Source organism: Streptomyces sp. NPDC059142, assembly GCF_042755665.1.
Lineage (GTDB): Bacteria > Actinomycetota > Actinomycetes > Streptomycetales > Streptomycetaceae > Streptomyces.
This window is the reverse complement of record NZ_JBHZDA010000126.1, coordinates 1-17,619: the sequence shown is the minus strand read 5'-3', so window position 1 is coordinate 17,619 and position 17,619 is coordinate 1. Positions and strand designations below refer to the sequence as shown.

16 protein-coding genes and 1 riboswitch are annotated in these 17,619 nt (G+C 73.4%); of the genes, 4 read left to right on the top strand and 12 right to left on the bottom strand.

Going from position 1 to position 17,619, the window contains the following annotated elements:
• Positions 1 to 131 precede the first annotated feature (131 nt).
• From ACFXPK_RS29915 to ACFXPK_RS29895, 5 genes are all read right to left on the bottom strand, one after another.
• Complete coding sequence (locus tag ACFXPK_RS29915; RefSeq protein WP_385005367.1) at positions 132 to 1,073, bottom strand: ROK family glucokinase; 942 nt, start codon at positions 1,071 to 1,073, stop codon at positions 132 to 134.
• 66 nt (positions 1,074 to 1,139) lie between these two features.
• On the bottom strand, positions 1,140 to 1,637 hold the full coding sequence (locus ACFXPK_RS29910) for a DUF5304 domain-containing protein (protein ID WP_385080212.1): 498 nt from the start codon (positions 1,635 to 1,637) through the stop codon (positions 1,140 to 1,142).
• A gap of 89 nt (positions 1,638 to 1,726) precedes the next feature.
• Positions 1,727 to 2,935: an ArsA family ATPase gene (locus ACFXPK_RS29905; protein ID WP_385005362.1), complete on the bottom strand. Its 1,209-nt coding sequence runs from the start codon at positions 2,933 to 2,935 to the stop codon at positions 1,727 to 1,729.
• A 7-nt stretch (positions 2,936 to 2,942) separates the two neighbouring features.
• Positions 2,943 to 3,389, bottom strand: coding sequence for an SRPBCC family protein (locus ACFXPK_RS29900; RefSeq protein ID WP_385005360.1), 447 nt, complete (start codon positions 3,387 to 3,389; stop codon positions 2,943 to 2,945).
• A gap of 73 nt (positions 3,390 to 3,462) precedes the next feature.
• Positions 3,463 to 4,245: a metallophosphoesterase gene (locus ACFXPK_RS29895; RefSeq protein WP_385005358.1), complete on the bottom strand. Its 783-nt coding sequence runs from the start codon at positions 4,243 to 4,245 to the stop codon at positions 3,463 to 3,465.
• A gap of 295 nt (positions 4,246 to 4,540) precedes the next feature.
• On the opposite strand from ACFXPK_RS29895, the gene ACFXPK_RS29890 reads away from it, so the two are divergent.
• A complete protein-coding gene (locus ACFXPK_RS29890) occupies positions 4,541 to 6,352 on the top strand; it encodes an AMP-dependent synthetase/ligase (RefSeq protein ID WP_385005356.1) in 1,812 nt (603 codons plus the stop codon).
• Positions 6,353 to 6,431: 79 nt separating this feature from the next.
• Here the strand turns inward: ACFXPK_RS29890 and ACFXPK_RS29885 are convergent, their stop codons facing one another.
• Entirely contained in the window at positions 6,432 to 7,586 is a 1,155-nt protein-coding gene (locus tag ACFXPK_RS29885; RefSeq protein ID WP_385080210.1) for a glycosyltransferase family 4 protein, read from the bottom strand.
• 159 nt (positions 7,587 to 7,745) lie between these two features.
• Between ACFXPK_RS29885 and ACFXPK_RS29880 the strand changes: the two genes are divergently transcribed.
• Positions 7,746 to 8,954, top strand: a complete 1,209-nt coding sequence (locus ACFXPK_RS29880; protein ID WP_385080208.1) for a glycosyltransferase 87 family protein — start codon at positions 7,746 to 7,748, stop codon at positions 8,952 to 8,954.
• On the opposite strand, the gene ACFXPK_RS29875 is transcribed toward ACFXPK_RS29880, so the two are convergent.
• The 5 genes from ACFXPK_RS29875 to ACFXPK_RS29855 all read right to left on the bottom strand — a co-directional run bounded on the left by ACFXPK_RS29875 (position 8,911) and on the right by ACFXPK_RS29855 (position 14,618).
• Positions 8,911 to 10,134, bottom strand: coding sequence for a hypothetical protein (locus tag ACFXPK_RS29875; RefSeq protein WP_385080214.1), 1,224 nt, complete (start codon positions 10,132 to 10,134; stop codon positions 8,911 to 8,913). The genes ACFXPK_RS29880 and ACFXPK_RS29875 overlap by 44 nt on opposite strands.
• Positions 10,135 to 10,211: 77 nt before the next feature.
• On the bottom strand, positions 10,212 to 11,264 hold the full coding sequence (locus ACFXPK_RS29870; RefSeq protein ID WP_385006257.1) for an NlpC/P60 family protein: 1,053 nt from the start codon (positions 11,262 to 11,264) through the stop codon (positions 10,212 to 10,214).
• 276 nt (positions 11,265 to 11,540) lie between these two features.
• The gene (locus tag ACFXPK_RS29865; protein ID WP_385006259.1) at positions 11,541 to 12,593 is read right to left on the bottom strand and encodes an NlpC/P60 family protein; all 1,053 of its coding nucleotides are present in this window, start codon (positions 12,591 to 12,593) and stop codon (positions 11,541 to 11,543) included.
• 371 nt (positions 12,594 to 12,964) lie between these two features.
• A complete protein-coding gene (locus ACFXPK_RS29860) occupies positions 12,965 to 14,329 on the bottom strand; it encodes an NYN domain-containing protein (RefSeq protein WP_385006262.1) in 1,365 nt (454 codons plus the stop codon).
• A gap of 37 nt (positions 14,330 to 14,366) precedes the next feature.
• Positions 14,367 to 14,618: a hypothetical protein gene (locus tag ACFXPK_RS29855; protein ID WP_385006264.1), complete on the bottom strand. Its 252-nt coding sequence runs from the start codon at positions 14,616 to 14,618 to the stop codon at positions 14,367 to 14,369.
• Between the two features lie 151 nt (positions 14,619 to 14,769).
• Between ACFXPK_RS29855 and ACFXPK_RS29850 the strand changes: the two genes are divergently transcribed.
• Positions 14,770 to 15,480 (top strand): rhomboid family intramembrane serine protease, encoded by a 711-nt coding sequence (locus ACFXPK_RS29850; protein ID WP_385080205.1) that lies wholly within the window; start codon positions 14,770 to 14,772, stop codon positions 15,478 to 15,480.
• Positions 15,477 to 15,758 carry an Lrp/AsnC family transcriptional regulator gene (locus ACFXPK_RS29845; protein WP_385006268.1) on the top strand — a complete coding sequence of 94 codons (282 nt, stop codon included), beginning with the start codon at positions 15,477 to 15,479 and terminating at the stop codon, positions 15,756 to 15,758. Before ACFXPK_RS29850 ends, ACFXPK_RS29845 begins: the two co-directional genes overlap by 4 nt.
• A 23-nt stretch (positions 15,759 to 15,781) precedes the next feature.
• On the opposite strand, the gene ACFXPK_RS29840 is transcribed toward ACFXPK_RS29845, so the two are convergent.
• On the bottom strand, positions 15,782 to 17,185 hold the full coding sequence (locus ACFXPK_RS29840) for an aminotransferase class V-fold PLP-dependent enzyme (protein WP_385080203.1): 1,404 nt from the start codon (positions 17,183 to 17,185) through the stop codon (positions 15,782 to 15,784).
• A 230-nt stretch (positions 17,186 to 17,415) separates the two neighbouring features.
• Positions 17,416 to 17,533, bottom strand: a riboswitch (SAM riboswitch).
• Positions 17,534 to 17,619: the final 86 nt, after the last annotated feature.

Genomic DNA, 17,619 nt, shown 5'->3' with positions numbered 1-17,619 from the left:
GCCCCGCCCCGCCCCCCCGCCCCCGTCCGGGACCCCCCGACTCGGGTCGTTCCGCCCCCCCCCCGGCCGACCCCCCCGGGGCGGGTCCGGGCGCGGGCGGCGGAGGGCCGGGCCGACCGGAAGGAGCCTGATCAGCCCTGGCGGGCCAGGTCCGCCGCTCCCACCAGTCCGGCCTCGCCGCCGAGTTGGGCCGCGAGGACCTGGGCGTGCGGACGCCATTCGCCGCCGATGAGCCAGCGGCGGAACGACTTGCGGATCGGGTCGAGGACGAGTTCGCCCTCGTCCGAGACGCCCCCGCCGACGATGAACGCCGACGGGTCGAAGAGCGAGGCCAGATCGGCCAGGCCCGCGCCCGCCCAACGGGCCAGCTCCCGGAAGGAGTCGACGGCCACCGGGTCGCCGGCCCGGGCCGCCGCGCTGATGTGCCGCCCCTCGATGCCCTCGATGGTGCCGTCCCCGAGACCGAGCAGGGTCCGCGCGTTCTCCGGGGTGGCGTTGGCGCGCTGCCGGGCGTAACGGACGAGGGCGCGCCCCGACGCGTACTGCTCCCAGCAGCCCTGGCTGCCGCAGCCGCAGAGCAGCCCGTCGGGGACGACCCTGATGTGCCCGAACTCGGCGGCCACACCGAAGCGTCCACGGCGCAGCTTGTTGCCGATGATGATGCCGCCGCCGAGCCCGGTGCCGAGCGTGATGCAGATGACGTCCTCGTGGCCCTGGCCCGCGCCGAAGCGGTACTCGCCCCAGGCGGCGGCGTTGGCGTCGTTCTCCACGACGACCGGGAGCCCGACCCGCTGCTCGACCTTGTCCTTGAGCGGTTCGTGGCGCCAGTCGATGTTCGGCGCGAAGAGGACGGTGGCGCGCTTGTCGTCGACGTAGCCGGCGGCGCCGATGCCGACGGCCTCGATCTGCTGCCCCTCGCCGGCGCCGGAGACCGCGGCGCAGATCGCGTCGACGATGCCTTCGGCGGTCCGCGGAGTGGGCACCTTGTGCGTCTCCAGGATGGTGCCCTCTTCGTCGACCACGCCGGCCGCGATCTTGGTGCCGCCGATGTCGACGCCGATGGTGAGTCCCATGTGTCCCTCAGTTTTCGGTCGAGCCCCGCTACGGGCAACGGTACCCGAGGGTGGGTGCCCGACCGGTCAGTCCAGGTCGATGCGGCCGTCGGAACCGGGCGTCCCGTCACGGGGATCGGTGGGGTCGTCGGACTTCTCCGTGTCCGGCCGTACGGTGCCGGGCTTCGCGTCGGCTCCTCCGGTCGCGGAGGTGTCGGGGCCCTGGGTCCAGCGGGCCTCCTGGCCCTCCACGGCGGAGCGGTACGCGGCGAGGAGTTCGCCGCCCGCCGCCGCGAGGTGGTCGAAGACCCCGGGGTTGCGCTCGATGACCGGTTCGACGGCCTGCTTGGCCTGCTGGACGAACTGCTGGACGGCGCCCTGTGCGGCCATGCCCAGCAGCGGGCTCTGGAACGTGGAGACCTTGTCGGCGACGGCGTCGAACAGCTTGCGCAGTTCGTCGGCGGCGGAGCCCGGCGGCGGTCCGTAGGCGGCCCGGCGGCGCGCCTTCTCCGCTTCCAGGTCTTCCGCGCATGCCGTGGCCCAGGCGTCCGAGTCGGCGGCGGGGCGCTCGGTGGCGTCGCTCATGGCGTACTCCTGCGTCAGGGGCAGAGCCTTCCGCCAAGGGCAGCGGAAGGGTTCGTACCTTCGACGGTACCCGAACGGAAGTACGTCGTTCAGTGTCCGCGCGGCCACAGAGCGGGGTCGGGGGTGAAGCGCACCCTCAGCACCCCGTCGGTGAGGGCGGCGCCGGTGACGGTGCAGCGGCGCAGCGCGGAGGGCAGCGGAACGATTCTCCGGAACGTGCCGACGGTCAGGAGGAGTTCGTCGTCCCTGCGGACGAGGTTCAGTTCGCTCTTGACGGCGCCGGGCAGCGGTACGCACCAGACGAGCAGGTTCTCCTCCGCGAGCCGGTCCTCGACGGGCCAGGGGGCCGCGGCGGGCGCGGGCGGGACCGCCAGCGAGGCGTCGTCGTCGGTGCCGGGGTCGCCGGGGCCGGCGCCCGCGCCGGCCAGCAGGGCGAGATCGTCGAGCCCCTGCGGATCGCGGCCGAGGTGTCCGACCGGCCGCCGGTCCTCGGGCCACTCGGCGAGGTCCTTGCGCTGCTGGGCGACGAGCGTGGCGAGCCAGGGGTCGGCCGTGTCGGGCGGCAGCAGGCGGTTGGGGACGGGGGCGTCGGCGCGCAGCCCGTACAGGGCGAGCGCGGTCCGCGCGGTGTGCAGCGCCCGCGCCGCGGCGGGTCCGGGCTCCGCGACGAGCCGTACGGTGGTCGCCGGGTCCTCGATCAGGCTCTGCACGGCGGCGAGTTCGGCGTCCCAGCGGGTGGCGGTCTCGTACAGCCACTGGGCGGGCATGGGTATCCCGGCGAGCTGGGCCATCATCGGGCGCAGCGCGCGGGCGGCCTGGCGTTCCTGGGGCAGCAGCCGGCGCAGATAGCGGCGGAGCTGTTCGGGCAGGGCGAGCAGTGCGAGGGCGTCGCGCAGCGGCGGGAGGTCGACGACGAGGGTGTCCCAGCGGCCCGCGGCGGCCCGGCGCAGCGCCTGGAGCAGGGCGGACTGCTCGCTGCCCGGCAGGGGGGTGAGTTCCTCGCCGGCGAGCGGGCGGGCGCCGAGCAGGTCGAGTCCCGCGGCGAGGCGTTCCTGGAGGGCGAGGGTCTCCGTACGGAAGTGTCCGGCGGGGTCGACGCGGGCGGCCCAGAGTCCGCCGTCGCCCACCTGGACCGGGTCCGTGCCGACGGTGCCCGGGTCCAGCCCGAGGAGGTCGTCGAGGGGGTCGGCGGAGAGCAGCAGGACGCGTCCGCCGCGGTGGGCGGTGGCCAGCGCGGTGGCGGCGGAGACGGTGGTGCGGCCCGCGCCGCCGGGACCGGTGACGAGGACCGTACGCATGCCGGGGTCAGGCCCCCGAACCGGATTCGACGCGCTTCTTGAGGCCGTCGAGGGCGCGGTCGATGATGACCTTCTCCGCCTTGCGCTTGATCATGCCGAGCATCGGGATCTTGACGTCGACGGTCAGCCGGTAGGTGACCTCGGTGTGGCCGCCGGCGACGGGCCTGAGCAGGTACGAGCCGTCGAGGGCGCGCAGCATCTGGGACTTCACGAGGGTCCAGCTCACCTCGTTGTCGCCGGTCCAGGTGTAGGCGAGGGTGTGGTCGTCCTTGATGGCACCGGCGTCCAGCACCAGCCTGACCTGCTGGGCGCGGCCCCGGTCGTCGGTGGCGAGCACCTCGGCCTGCTTCACCTCGCCGGTCCAGTCCGGATAGCGGGCGAAGTCGGCGATCACGCCCATGACGTCGGCCGGTGCCGCCTCGATCGTGATGCTCGAACTGGTGTGTTCCGCCATCGCCGTGTCCTCCGGTGCCGGTGCTGTTCCGGCTTCTGGGTCTGTGGTGTGCAGGCTATCGCGAGTGCGACGGTCACCATTCCATGGTCCACGGCCGCCCGGTCGAGGCGAAGTGCCCGACGTTCACGCACTCCGTGGCCCCCACACGCATCCGGCGGGCCAGTGGCTGGTGGACATGGCCGAAGAGCGCGTACCGGGGCCGGGTCCGGTGGATGGCGTCCAGCAGGGCGCGGCTGCCGCGTTCGAAGCGGCGGGCGACGGTGTCGTACGTCAGCTCGGGGACCTCGGGCGGGATGTGCGAGCAGAGCACGTCGACCTCGCCGAGCGCCTCGACCTTGGCGGCGTACTCCTCGTCGGAGATCTCGTACGGCGTGCGCATGGGGGTGCTCAGTCCGCCGCCGACGAAGCCGAAGACCCGGCCGCCCAGTTCGACGCGGTCGCCGTCGAGCACGGTGGTGCCCGGTCGTACGTACTCGGGCCAGAGGGACGGGATATCGACATTGCCGTAGGTCGCGTACGTCGGATCGGGGAGGGCCGCGAAGAGTTCGGCGTACTGGCGCCTCACGGCCTGCTGGATCGCGGTCTCCTGGTCGAGATCGAGCGCCGCCCACAGCGAGCGGCCGAACTCCCTGGCCTCGTCGAAGCGCCGGGCGGTGCGCAGCTCCACGATCCGGTCGGCGTTCGCGACGCCGAAGAGATCGGGGAAGATCCCCCGCGAATGGTCGGCGTAGTCCAGGAAGAGCACGAGGTCGCCGAGGAGGACGAGCGCGTCGGCGCCGTCCCCCGCCCGCGCGAGATCCCTCGCGTTCCCGTGCACGTCGCTCACCACATTGACCCGCATGCCCATACCCGCCATGCCGATCACCTTAGGGCCTGCCCTTCGCGCCGATACGGCGGGTTCCCCGCGTAGACGGTGCCGGACCTGCGGTTACTTTCGCGGTGCGAAAGGAGTGGACTACTGTGCGCGAAGTACGTCAAAGGCGATGTGACGCAAGGAACATCTGGCCGGAAAACCCTATCGGTGACAAGTACCGATGGGTAACGTCCGGGCAGTCCAGTCGTGCTCGTTTCCGTCGAGCACCTGCCCGATCTTGGACCGCAGCCGGCACGCACGACGCCGTGGCGCCGGCGCCCGACGAGGAGCAGCAGTCTTGCGCGAGTTCGGCCTTCCGGCCCTGTACGAGGTCCCCTCGGACGGCAATCTGACGGATCTCATCCGCCGCAATGCCGCTCAGCATCCCGATGTCGCCGTTCTGGGCCGCAAGGTGGCCGGGGCCTGGACCGATGTCACCGCCACGCAGTTCCTCGCGGAGGTGCGCACCGTCGCGAAGGGGCTGATCGCGGCGGGGATCCGGCCGGGCGACAGAGTCGCGCTGATGTCACGGACCCGCTTCGAGTGGGTCCAGTTCGACTTCGCGATCTGGAGCGCGGGGGCGGTCACCGTCCCGGTGTACGAGACCAGTTCGGCCGAGCAGGTGCAGTGGATCCTCGGTGACTCGGGCGCGGTCGCGGCGATCGTGGAGAGCGACGAGCACGCCGCGACGGTGGAGTCGGTACGGGGCGGGCTGCCCGCCCTGCGCGACGTCTGGCAGCTCGACGCGGGCGCGCCGGGCCGGGGCGCGGTGGCGGAGCTGACGGCCGCGGGCGCGGAGGTCACGGAGGCGACGGTCGACGAACGGGCGGCGACGGCGAAGGCCGACGACCCGGCGACGATCGTGTACACCTCGGGCACCACCGGGCGCCCCAAGGGGTGTGTGCTGACGCACCGCAGCTTCTTCGCGGAGTGCGGCAACGCGGTGGAACGCCTCAAACCCCTCTTCCGTACCGGCGAGTGCTCCGTGCTGCTCTTCCTCCCCGCCGCGCATGTCTTCGGGCGGCTGGTCGAGGTGGCGGCCGTGATGGCACCGATCAAGCTCGGCTGCGTACCGGACATCAAGAACCTCACCGAGGAGCTGGCCACCTTCCGTCCGACGCTGATCCTCGGGGTGCCGCGCGTCTTCGAGAAGGTCTACAACGGGGCGCGCGCCAAGGCGCAGGCGGACGGCAAGGGCCGGATCTTCGACAAGGCGGCGCACACGGCGATCGCGTACAGCCGGGCGCTGCCCACCCCCGGGGGCCCGTCGCTGGGGCTCCGGATCCGCCACGCGGTCTTCGACCGGCTCGTCTACCGCAAGCTGCGCGCGGTGCTCGGCGGGCGCGGCGAGTACGCGATCTCCGGGGGCGCCCCGCTGGGCGAGCGGCTGGGTCACTTCTACCGCGGCATCGGCTTCACGGTGCTGGAGGGGTACGGCCTGACGGAGTCCTGCGGGGCCAGCTCCTTCAACCCGTGGGACCGGCAGAAGATCGGCACGGTCGGCCAGCCCCTGCCGGGCTCGGTGGTGCGGATCGCCGACGACGGCGAGGTGCTGCTGCACGGCGAGCACCTGTTCACCGGGTACTGGAACAACGAGGCGGCCACGGCGGAGGCGCTGGCCGACGGCTGGTTCCACACCGGGGACATCGGCACGCTCGACGAGGACGGCTATCTCGCGATCACGGGCCGGAAGAAGGAGATCCTGGTCACGGCGGGCGGCAAGAACGTCGCGCCCGCGGTGATCGAGGACCGCATCAGGGCGCACGCGCTGGTCGCGGAGTGCATGGTCGTCGGCGACGGCCGGCCGTTCGTGGGGGCGCTGGTCACCCTGGACGAGGAGTTCCTGGCCCGCTGGGCGAAGGACCACGGCAAACCGGCCGACGCGACCGCGGCGACGCTGCGGCTCGACCCGGAGCTGCTGGCGGAGGTGCAGCGGGCGGTGGACGAGGGCAACGCGGCGGTCTCGAAGGCGGAGTCGGTACGGAAGTTCCGTGTCCTGACGGCGCAGTTCACCGAGGACGCGGGGCACATCACGCCGTCGATGAAGCTGAAGCGGAACGTGGTGGCGAAGGACTTCGCCGACGAGATCGAGGCGATCTACCAGAGCTGACGGTTCGGGAGCGCCGGGGCGCGGCCCCGGCGCACATGCCCGCCCGCGCGGCCGGCCGGGCGGAGCGGGCGCGCGGCCGTCAGAGCAGCAGGCGCAGGCGTTCCGCCAGGAGGTCCCAGCGCCAGCGCTCCTCCACCCAGGCCCGGCCGCGCTCGCCCATCCTGCGGCGCAGCTCCGGGTCTTCGAGGAGCGTGACGATCCGCTCGGCCGACTCCCGGGCGGCCACGTCCGGCGGGCCGCCGTGGACCACCCAGCCGGTCTCGCCGTCCAGCACCGCGTCGGGCGCGCCGCCCGAGTCGCCCGCGACCACCGGGAGGCCGGTCGCCGAAGCCTCCAGGTAGACGATGCCCAGGCCCTCCACGTCGAGGCCGCCGCGCCGGGTGCGGCAGGGCATCGCGAAGACGTCGCCCGCGCCGAAGTGGGCGGGCAGCTGCCCCCAGGGGACGGCGCCGGTGAAGCGTACGGAGCCGTCGACCCCCGTGGCCTCGGCCAGTTTCCGCAGGTCCGACTCGTACGGGCCGCCGCCCACGATCAGCAGGACCGCGTCCGGCACCCGCGCCAGGATCGCGGGCATCGCGCGGATCAGGGTGTCCTGGCCCTTGCGCGGGACCAGCCGGGAGACGCAGACGACGACGGGCCGGTCCGCGAGGCCGAGCGCGGCGCGCACGGCGGCGCCGCCCGAGTCGGGGTGGAAGGTCTTCTCGTCGACGCCCGGCGGCAGTTGCCGCATCCGCGCGGCTGCCCCGGGGGTGAGCGCGGGCGCGATCCGCGACCGCGTGTAGTCGCCCAGGTAGGTGATCGTGTCCGTCGACTCGCCGATGCGCCGCAGCAGTTGCCGCGAGGCGGGCAGTTGCGCCCAGCCCGCCTCGTGGCCGTGCGTGGTGGCGACCAGGCGCCGCGCGCCCGCCCTGCGCAGCGCGGGCGCCATCAGACCGAGCGGGGCGGCGGCGCCGAACCAGACCGACTCGCAGCCGTGCTCGCGCAGCAGCGCGACCGCCCTGCGGGTGACGCGCGGCGTCGGCAGCAGCATCGTCGTACGGTCGCGTACGACGGTGAAGGGCTGCTCCGCGTCGAAGGCGTCGGTGGCCTCGACGCCCTCGCGCCCCCGCTTCCAGGTGGACGCGTAGACCACGATCCGTTCGGGGTCCAGGCGCAGCGCCATGTTGTGCAGGAACGCCTGGATGCCGCCCGGCCTGGGCGGAAAGTCATTGGTGACGATCAATGTCTTGTGCATCGCCGCCGACAGTACCGGGCCGCGACGCGGCCCCGCCTCATGGCTCCCGTACGGCCGGGACCGGCATCATGGCCTCCGTCGACTTCCGCAATCAGGACGAACCGGACGGGTGATCATCGAGTGAGGACGGGCGCGCGCGGGACCCGGGGAGCTGTCGCGGTGTGGACCCTCACCCGGGCGGCCCTGCTGCTCTGTGTGTTCAAGGTCGTCACCGTGCCGGGGCCCGATGTCACCAGCGACGTCTCGGTGATCTACCGGGGCTGGTACGAGGTGCTGAGGTCCGGCACCTATCCGCTGTCGGACGTGACCTGGCAGTACCCGCCCGCCGCGGCGCTGGCGGTCGCCTCCCCCGCCGTACTGCCGTTCCTCGGCTACGCCACGGCTTTCTTCGTGCTGGCGTGCCTGTGCGACGCGCTGGTGCTCGGGCTGCTGCTGCGCGCGGTCCGGGGCGCCGGCCGCTCGGCGCGGGGGGTGTGGGTGTGGGTGGCGGGTGTACCGCTGCTGGGGCCGACCGCGTACGCCCGGTACGACGTGATGGTGACGGCGGTGGCGGTGGCCGCGCTGCTCGCCGGGGTGGGGCGGCCCCGGCTGCTGGGGGCGCTCGCGGCGTTCGGCGCGCTGTTGAAGGTGTGGCCCGCGCTGCTGCTGGTGGGCACTCCGCCGGGGCGGGCCACCCGCCGGGCGTGGACGAGCGCGGCGGTGACGGCGGTCGTGCTGACCGTGTTCGCCGTGGCCGCGCTCCCCGGCGCGCTGGCGTTCCTCACCTTCCAGCGCGACCGGGGCACGGAGGTCGAGTCGCTGGGCGCGCTGGTGTTCCAGGTGTGGCGGCACTTCGGCTGGGAGGGGGGTGTGCAGCTGAGCTACGGCTCCGTGGAGTTCGTCGGACCGTACGTCCCGCTGGTCAGCTCGGTGGCGCTGGCGCTCTCCGTGCTGGCCTTCGGCTGGCTGCTGCTGTGGCGGCTGCGGGCCCGTACGTACCCGGCCCACACCCTGTACGACGCGGCGTTCACGGCGGTGCTGCTGTTCACCACCACCAGCCGGGTGATCAGCCCGCAGTACCTGCTCTGGCTGGTCGGGCTCGGCGCGGTCTGCGCCACGCTGCGGGCGAGCCGGACGGTGCCGTCCGCGCTGCTCGTCGTGGCCGCGACGGGGGTGACGCTGCTCGAATTCCCCCTCGGGTTCGCGCAGGTGGTCTCCGGGGACCCGCTCGGCGTGCTGCTGCTGTTCGTACGCAACGGCCTGCTGGCCGCCGCCACCCTGCTGGCCTGCGGGCGGCTGTGGCGGGAGACGGTCTCCGGGCCCCGGCGCGCCGCCGCCGCGGACCTCAGCCCAGACGCCGCCGCACCCGATCGCGCCACAGCTCCGTGAGCCGTTCCGGCGTGGTCGACAGGACGTCGCGCGCGGCCTTCTCGACGGCGCCCGCCCGGCCCTGGTGGGCGCCCACCGCGCGGTAGAAGGCGGTCAGCATCTCCTCGCCCCACTCGGCGGCGATCAGTTCGCAGGCCAGCCAGGCGCCCTCGTAGGCGCGGGCCAGCCGGTCCGCGTCGCCGGCGAACGCGAAGTCCTCGTCGGCGGGGAGCGCGGCGGGCGCCTCGCCGCGGCGTACGGCGCCGCGCAGTTCGGGGGCGATCCGCGCGGCGCTCAGCGCGCTCCCCCGGTACGCGACCCAGTCGGCGAAGCCCTCGGAGAGCCAGGACGGGGTGGCGGCCGAGGTGGCCGTCCGGGTCGCCACATGGGTGGTCTCGTGGGTCAGTACGATCTCCCGGCCGTGGGCGCCGAGTTCCCCGTACGCCTCCGGGTTGACGACGACCCGGTCGGCCGGTGAGGCGCCCGAGCCGCCGGTCTCGCCCGTGGTGACCGCGGCGATGCCCCGGTAACCGGCGGCGGGCGCCCCCAGGAGCCCTCCCATGGCCGCCAGGTCCTCGGGCACCAGCAGCACCACCCGGCGCGCCCAGCGGCCCGGCCAGGCGGCGTCGACGGCCGGTACGGCGCGGTCGGCGGTGGCGGCGATCGCGCGCAGCCGCGCCTCGTCCTGCCCGACGCCCAGGACGAGGGCGTGCGTGCCGTGCACGGCCCGTACGGCGCCCTGCTCCCAGAGCTGGGCTGCGCCGCCCGGCGCGGGCCGGTCGGCGCTCACGTACCAGCGCCCCGCGCGCTCGGTCAGCTCCAGCGCGCGGGGCGTGGCGAGGGGTACGCCGTCGTGGCCGGCGAGCCGGTAGCGCAGCTCGGCGCGTACGGACGCCCGCGCGCCGGAGCGCCGTACCTCGGTGAGGTGGTACGTCCACGCGTCGAGGGGCACCTCGGCGAGGTTCCTGAACCCGGCACGCACGGTGGCGCGCAGGGCGGGCGCGGCGGGGTCGACGGCGGCCAGGCAGGCGGCCTCGTCGCGGTCCAGGACGGCGGCGGCCCGGCGGTCCAGGGTCCGGCGGATCCCGTCGGCGGCCGTCCGCGCGGGGCCGGGGCCGGAGGCGGGCGCGGGCGCCGGGGCGGTGCAGCCGGGCGCGAGGAGCGCTCCGGCCAGCAGCGGCAGCACGGCGCGCCGCCGCATCCCGCCACCGGTGCCCGCGCCGCCGTCACGCTCCTGACCTGCCACGCCGCCGATCGTACGGGTCCCGCGCCCGTGCCTCAGACGCGTGTGACGGAGGAGACCGGCATCATGCCGACCGGGTCGTAGCGCACGGAGGCGCCGGGGTACGGGGCGTGGATCACCTGGCCGTTGCCCACGTACATCCCGATGTGGCTGGCGTCGTCGCGGTACGCCACCAGGTCGCCGGGGCGCGCCTGCGAGAGCGGCACCCGCGCGCCCGCGTACCGCTGCGCCTGGGAGGTGCGCGGCAGACCGACGCCCGCCTGCCCGTACGCCCACTGGGTGAGCCCCGAACAGTCGAACCCCGAGGGCCCGTTGGCGCCCCACACGTAGGGCCGCCCGACGGCGCGCTGGGCGGCCTGGACGGCGGCGGCGGCCCGGCCGGTGGCGGGCGCCCCGGGTCCGGAGAGCGCGCCGGGCAGCTCGCCCCGGTCGGAGCGGGAGGCCCGGTCGTAGGAGGCCCGGTCGGCCTCGGTCAGGGTGTTGAGCAGACGGCGCGCCTCGGCGAGCCTGCCCTCGACGGTGCGCTTGTGGCGGGCGACGGCGGCCCGGCTGCGCTCCAGCTCGGCGAGGTCGCGGGCGGCCTCGCTGCGTACCTGCCCGAGGCCGCGCTGGGCCAGGCCGAGTTCCTTGAGGGCGCCGGACTGGCGGGCGCCGACCCGGTCGAGGACGGCGGCCTTCTCCAGATAGCCGTCCGGGTCGGAGGAGAGCAGCAGCGCGAGCGTGGGGTCGACGCCCCCCGAGCGGTACTGGGCGCCGGCCAGCGAACCGAGCGCACCCCGCATCGCGTTGACGCGTTCCTGGCCGCGCGCCGCGCTGTCCTGGGCCGTCTCCAGCAGCGTCCGCAGCTCCGTGACGCGTTCGCCCGCCTTGTTGTACCGCTCGGTGGCCCGTTCGGCCTGCTCGAAGAGCCGGTCGACCTGGGCCCGGGTCGCGTCGGGCGTCGCCTGCGGGTCGGCGCCCGCCGGGGCGGCGCCGAGCGCCACCGCCGTCGTGGCCGCCGCGAGGGACACGGCGGCGACGGCGCTGCCACGGGTGCCGGAACGCAGAGCAGCATGGCCGGACTGTGAGGGACGGCGATGGGACACCACGGGAAGCCGAACTCCCTTCCGCTGTACGCGCAGGCGCAGCCCTGCCGCCCGGTGGGCGGACCGCTGGCCGGTGCTGCGCGGAGCAGACAGTAGCCGGGCGATCACGGAGCGGCCAACGACCGCCCCGCGCACACAAAGTGGCGCCCCGCCGTAGACCTCAAGGTCATCGGCGGGGCGCGGGTGTCAGCGTGTGGGGTGGGAATTCCCCCGAATGGGCGGGTGTCGAGCCGGAGATGACGGTCAGGACGTCAGACCGGCCGGTCGTCCGCCCGGCGGTCAGGCGATGCGTACACCGAACTGGAACGGCATGTTGCCGATGGCCTCGTAGCGGACGCTGGCGCCCGGCTTGGGGGCGTGCAGCACCTGGCCGTTGCCGGCGTAGAAGCCGACGTGGTGCAGGTCGCCGTAGAAGATGACCAGATCGCCCTTCTGGAGCTGGCTCTGCGAGAGCCGCGCACCGGCGTTGGCCTGGGACTCGGAGGTCCGGGGGATGGAGACACCGGCCTGCGCGTACGCCCAGGAGGTGAGCCCGGAGCAGTCGAAGGAGCTGGGGCCGGAGGCGCCGTAGACGTACGGGGTGCCGATCTTGCCCTGCGCGGCGGCGAACGCGGCGGCGGCGCGGGACGAGGAGGCCGGGGCGTCCCCGAGGTCGGCACGGGATGACGTCGAACCGCCGCCGCTGCCGCTGCCCCGGCTGGCGCGCTCCTCCTCGGCCTTGGCGAGGTCGGCGCGCTCCTTCTCGGTGAGCGAGTTGAGGAGCTTCTGGGCGGCGCTGAGCTTGCCCTGGACTTCCTTCTTCTTCTCGGTCAGCACCTTGCGGGTGTCCGCGAGGTCCTTGACCTTGCCCTGGGCCTCCTGGCGCTGCTGCGCGAGGGTGCGCTGCTTGTCCTGGATCCGCTTGAGGGACTCGGCCTGCTTGCCGCTGACCTGGTCGAGCGTGGACGCCTTCTCCAGGTAGCTGTCCGGGTCGGACGAGAGGAAGAGCTGGAGCGCGGGGTCGATACCACCGGTGCGGTACTGGCTGCTGGCCATCAGGCCCAGGCCGTCCCGCATCTCGTTGAGCTCTTCCTGGCCACGGGCGACCTTGTCCTGAAGGGCGCTGACCTGCTTCTCCAGCTTGTCCTGCGCCTCTTCGGCCCCGTTGGCCTTCTCGGTGGCCTTCTCGGCGTCCTCGTAGAGCTTGTCGACCTTCTCCTTGACGTCGGCCTTGCTCGGCGTCGGCGCGGCGTTGGCGGCCTGGGAGGTCAGCGCGACGGCGGCGGCGGCGGTCGCGGTGAGCACGGTCACCCTGGTGCGGCTCGGGGGCTTGGGACGACGGTGGGACGCCACGGAGGCGAGCTCCTTCTTCCTCAGCCGCCTGCCGGTCCTTGGGGACGTCAGTTCCGGCTTCGCACGCACGGCTCCCCGGCGTACTGGGCCGAACTGCGCGAAAACGGCGGTTCCTTCACTGCCACCCCGGATGGGTGATCAACCGCGCGAAGGTTCGAGAGCTGACCCTAGTGACCTTCTTGTGATCAGTTCAAATCCTCGCAAGAAAAAACTCTGTCACGAAGCACATTATTTACCGAGGTCCTACAGACAGCAGATCGACAATACACATGCGGTAGCGGACATTTGACGACACGCCGCCACAAGGAGCCACCAATTCGGTCATTGTCCCGGTTAGTTCACAAGGTCCGGACAGAGCGGCGCGAAAGATCTCAGACGCGCGAGAGCCGCTTCAGCAGCAGGGCGGAGGCGACCGGCCGCGCGCCGGCCTTCGCCACGCCGTCCGCGACCTCACGGTCGGTGGAGGCCACCACCACGGGACGCCCCGGGGGCTCCGCCCGTACGAGCTGACGGATCAACTCGTCGGCCGTCACGCCCGGCTTGGAGAAGAGCACCCGCACCCCGCGCGGCGGCGCGAGCAGCACCGGCGCGACCAGTTCCGCGCCGTCGAAGACACAGGTCATCTCGGCGCCCGTCTGCGCGGCCAGCATCGCCAGCCCGCCCAGCAGCCGCAGCCGCTGCTTCTCCAGCGGCATCGTGGGATACCCGGTCTTGGTCACGTTGTAGCCGTCGACGATCAGATGCGCCTGCGGAAGCGCGAGAAGCTGATCGAGCAGCGCCGGATCCATTTCGGACAGCGCCCGCGCCGCCACGTCCTTGGGCGACATCCGGCCGGGCTCCACCGCGTCGACCGTGTCGGCGGGCCGGTTGGCGGCGGGCGGCAGCGCCAGCTCGCGCCGCAGCCCCTGGGCCGACTCCAGCACCGTGTCCAGCAGCAGCCGCAGCCGCATGTCCTCGACCGAGCGGCCCTCACGGGCGGCCCGGCGGCTCGACTCGACCGTCGACTCCGCCTCCGCGAGCCGCGCCCTGATCCGCCGGGTCTCGCTCTCCGCCGCCGACACCTGGGCGGCGCCCTCCGCCCGGAGGCCCTCGGTCTCCGCCTGCGCACGGCGCAGCGCGGCCTCGCCGCGCTTCACATCGCTCAGCGCGCTGCGCAGCTTGCGGTGGAGCGCCTCGGACTCCTTGCGCGCCGCGTCCAGCTCCGTACGCAGCCGCTCGGTCTCGCTCCTGGTCAGCGACCGGGCGGCGGTCAGCTCCTCGCGCAGCCGCTCCAGCTCGCGCCGGGTCTCCTCGTCGGCCCGCTCGGCGTCGGCGCGCTGCGCCTCCTCACCGGCGGCGGCCACCAGTTTCACCCATCCGGGGGGCCTGAGCACATACGCGGCGGCGGCCACGTCGACGGGATCGGCGGCCGCGGGCGGCGATCCGGACTCCAGGGCGGCGGCCAGCTCCGGCTGGGCCGAGGCGATCCGCTCGCCGATCCGCTGCCGGAAGAGCGGGTCGCTCTCCAGCGCGGCGGCCATCGCGTTCCCCGCGAACTTCGCACGTCTGTTCGGGGCGAAGCGCGCGTACTGCCGGAGCTGGGCGGGCAGCTCCGTGACGGTCAGCCCGCCGAAGGCGTCCGAGACGAGCGCCACGACCCGGCGCCGTACCCCGTCGGGGAGCGGTCGGTCGAGCGTCTCCGCGGCGTCACCGCCGGCCGCACCGGCCGGCTCAGCGCCACTCGCGGGCTGCTCCACGATCCGTCACCCCATCCACCCCTTACGGGCGGCTCCCTCAGGAACCGGCACCCGGCCTGTCCACCAGCTCGATCTGATCCACCGCGTTGCACCAACGGCAGCGCACCGACTCGATGGTCTCACTGACCACCTCACGCTCCTCGACGTTCGGCTCCCCGGCCAGGTCCAGATGGACGTACTCGACGACCTTGGACGAGCGCGTCACGTCGAACCGGGTCAGATTGCCGCACAAGGTGCAGCGCCACCGGGTGGAGGCCGTGGGCTGCGGAACCGTCGGAGTTGCTGCCATCGTGCCGTCCTCTTCTCGTCGTCCCTATGCCGTGCCCCACGGTGCGGCGTCGAACCGCGGATGGCACCCGGCAACCCTACGGCCTCGCGGCGCCCCCGCGGCGCGGCGAGGCACTCTGCACCATTAGGCACCGGTACGCCATGCTCTGTCCGTGAGCAAAAGGCGTACGGCGCACGGAACGCCCCTGGTGACCTACGGGCTGATCGGTCTCTGCTGTCTGGTCTTCCTCCTCAGCCCGCTCTCGGGATTCACTCCCGCGTACGGAGAAGGAGACGCGCTGCTGTCCGCGCAGAGCGCCTACTTCGAACGGTGGGGCGTCATCCCGGACGAGCTGACCCGGGGCGATGCGCGCGCCCTGCTCACCCCGTTCACCGCGCTCTTCGTGCACGGGAGCTGGCTGCATCTGCTGGGGAACATGCTCTTCCTGCATGTCTTCGGCGCCATGACCGAGGAGCGGATGGGCCGCGCCGCCTTCCTGCTCTTCTACCTCGCCACCGGCGCCCTCGCGCTCGTGGTGTACGCGCTCGCGAACGCCTCCTCCACCCAGACCCTGGTCGGGGCGTCCGGCGCGATCTCCGGAGTGCTCGGCGCGTTCCTCCACCTCTTCCCCCGGGCGCGGGTCACCAGCCTCTTCCCGTTCCTCTTCTTCCTGCCGCTGCGCTTCCCCGCCTGGATCGTGCTGATCTTCTGGTTCGCACTCCAGTGGCTGGCCGCGCACGGCGCCGGAGACGGCCCCGGCATCGCCTATCTCGCGCACCTCGTGGGGTTCGGCGCGGGCTTTCTCCTCGCCTGGGGACGGTACCGGCGTACCGCTAGAGTGAAGGTCCAGCCGGCGGCCACCGAGGGAGAACGTCAACCGTGATCACCGCGATCGTGCTCATCAAGACCAGCGTGGACCGGATCCCCGAGATCGCGGAGTCGATCGCGGCGCTGGACAGCGTCAGCGAGGTCTTCTCGGTGACCGGGACGTACGACCTGATCGCCATGGTCCGGGTCGCCAAGCACGACGATCTGGCCGAGGTGATCCCCGGCCGGATCAGCAAGATCGCGGGCGTCGAGGGCACGGACACGCACGTCGCGTTCCGTACGTACTCCCAGCACGACCTGGAGGCGGCCTTCGCGATCGGACTCGACGCGTAGGACCGCCTCCGGCAGACGAAGCCCTACGCGGCGGCGGCGCCGTCCCGGTCCGGGACGCAACGGCCGTCCTCCGTGCGGTAGTTCCACCGCGCTCCGTCGCTCACCAGCTCCCGCACCGCCCGGACGAAGCGCTCCACGTGCTCGTCCGGCGTCCCCGCGCCGAAGCTGACCCGGATCGCGTTGAGCGAGCGCTCGCCCGGCTCCGCCTCCGGGGCGCCGCACTCCCCCGGGTCCTGCGGGTCGCTGCCCAGCAGGGTCCGTACCAGCGGGTGGGCGCAGAACAGACCGTCCCGTACGCCGATACCGTACTCGGCGGAGAGCGCGGCGGCGAAGTGCGAGCTGTTCCATCCCTCGACCACGAAGGACAGCACGCCGACCCGCGCCGCCCCGTCGCCGAAGAGCGAGAGCACCTTGACCTCGGGCACCGCCGCCAGACCGGCCCGCACCTCGGCGACCAGCCGCTGTTCCCGGGCCGCCAGCGTGTCGAAGCCCGCCTCGGTGAGCGCCTTGCAGGCGGCGGCGATCGCGTACACACCGATGACGTTGGGCGAACCGGCCTCGTGCCGGGCGGCCGTGGTGTGCCAGTCGACGTCCACCCCGCCGTCGGCGCGACGCGCCACCTTGCGGCTGGCGCCGCCGCCCGCGAGATACGGCTCGGCCGCCCGGAGCCAGTCGGCGCGGCCCGCGAGCACCCCGGAGCCGAACGGCGCGTACAGCTTGTGGCCGGAGAAGGCGATCCAGTCGACGTCGAGATCCGCGATGTCCACCGCGTGGTGCGGGACGAGCTGCGCGGCGTCCAGGACGATCCGGGCGCCGTGGGCGTGCGCGGCGGCGGCCAGTTCCCGTACGGGCCACAGCTCACCGGTCACGTTGGACGCGCCCGTCACACAGACCAGCGCCGGGCCCTGCGGGTCGCGCGAGGCGAGCGCGCGCTCCAGGGTGGCGACGGCCTCGGCCGGGGTGCGCGGGGCGTTGAGGTAGGTGACGTGCGCGTCGCGCCAGGGCAGCAGGGAGGCGTGGTGCTCGGTCTCGAAGACGAAGACCTGGCATCCGGCGGGCAGCGCGCCGGCCAGCAGGTTGAGCGAGTCGGTGGTGGAGCGGGTGAAGACGACCTGGTCGTCGGCGCGGCAGCCGAGGAACTCCGCGACCGTACGGCGGCTGTTCTCGAAGAGGTCCGTGGAGAGCTGCGACAGGTAGCCGGCGCCGCGGTGGACACTGCCGTAGTACGGGGCGTACGCCGCGACGTCGTCCCACACCCGCTGGAGGGCCGGGGCGCTGGCCGCGTAGTCGAGCGCGGCGTACGTCACCTCGCCGCCGGTGACGAGCGGGACGGTCACATCGGCGCCGAGCACCGGGAGCGGCGCTCCACAGGCGGGGTCGTCGGCGACAGTGGTGGCGGAGGCGGAGGCGTTCGGGCGTGCGGACATGGCGTTGTCTCCCGGCGAGGAAAGTCGGAGCGGCTTCAGGACCCGCACGGCTCCACGGCTCCATGACGGAGGGGCGCGGCGCGCGGGGGATGCCTCGACACACGGAACGACCCCGTGCGGAGGTGTGGTGAAGAAGGGGCGTGAGGGTCCGGAAGGACCCTGAAGCCCTAACGCATTCGCTTGCTCACGAGACTGCTCCCTTGAGGACCAGGACCCCAAAGGTGACAAGGGGTCCGCGCTTGCCGCGGACCTCGCTGCCCACGGCCTGGTCTTCACCCGGGGCACCCCGCCACGGACGGAGGGTTGCCGGACAGCGAGCCGGGGCCTTAATCGCTGTCACTCATGACCTTGGCCGAAAGTATGGCACAGGGGCGCGGACCGCCCAAGTCGCTGTCCGCGATACGGGACAGGCCCCTATGGCCGTTCCGCACACA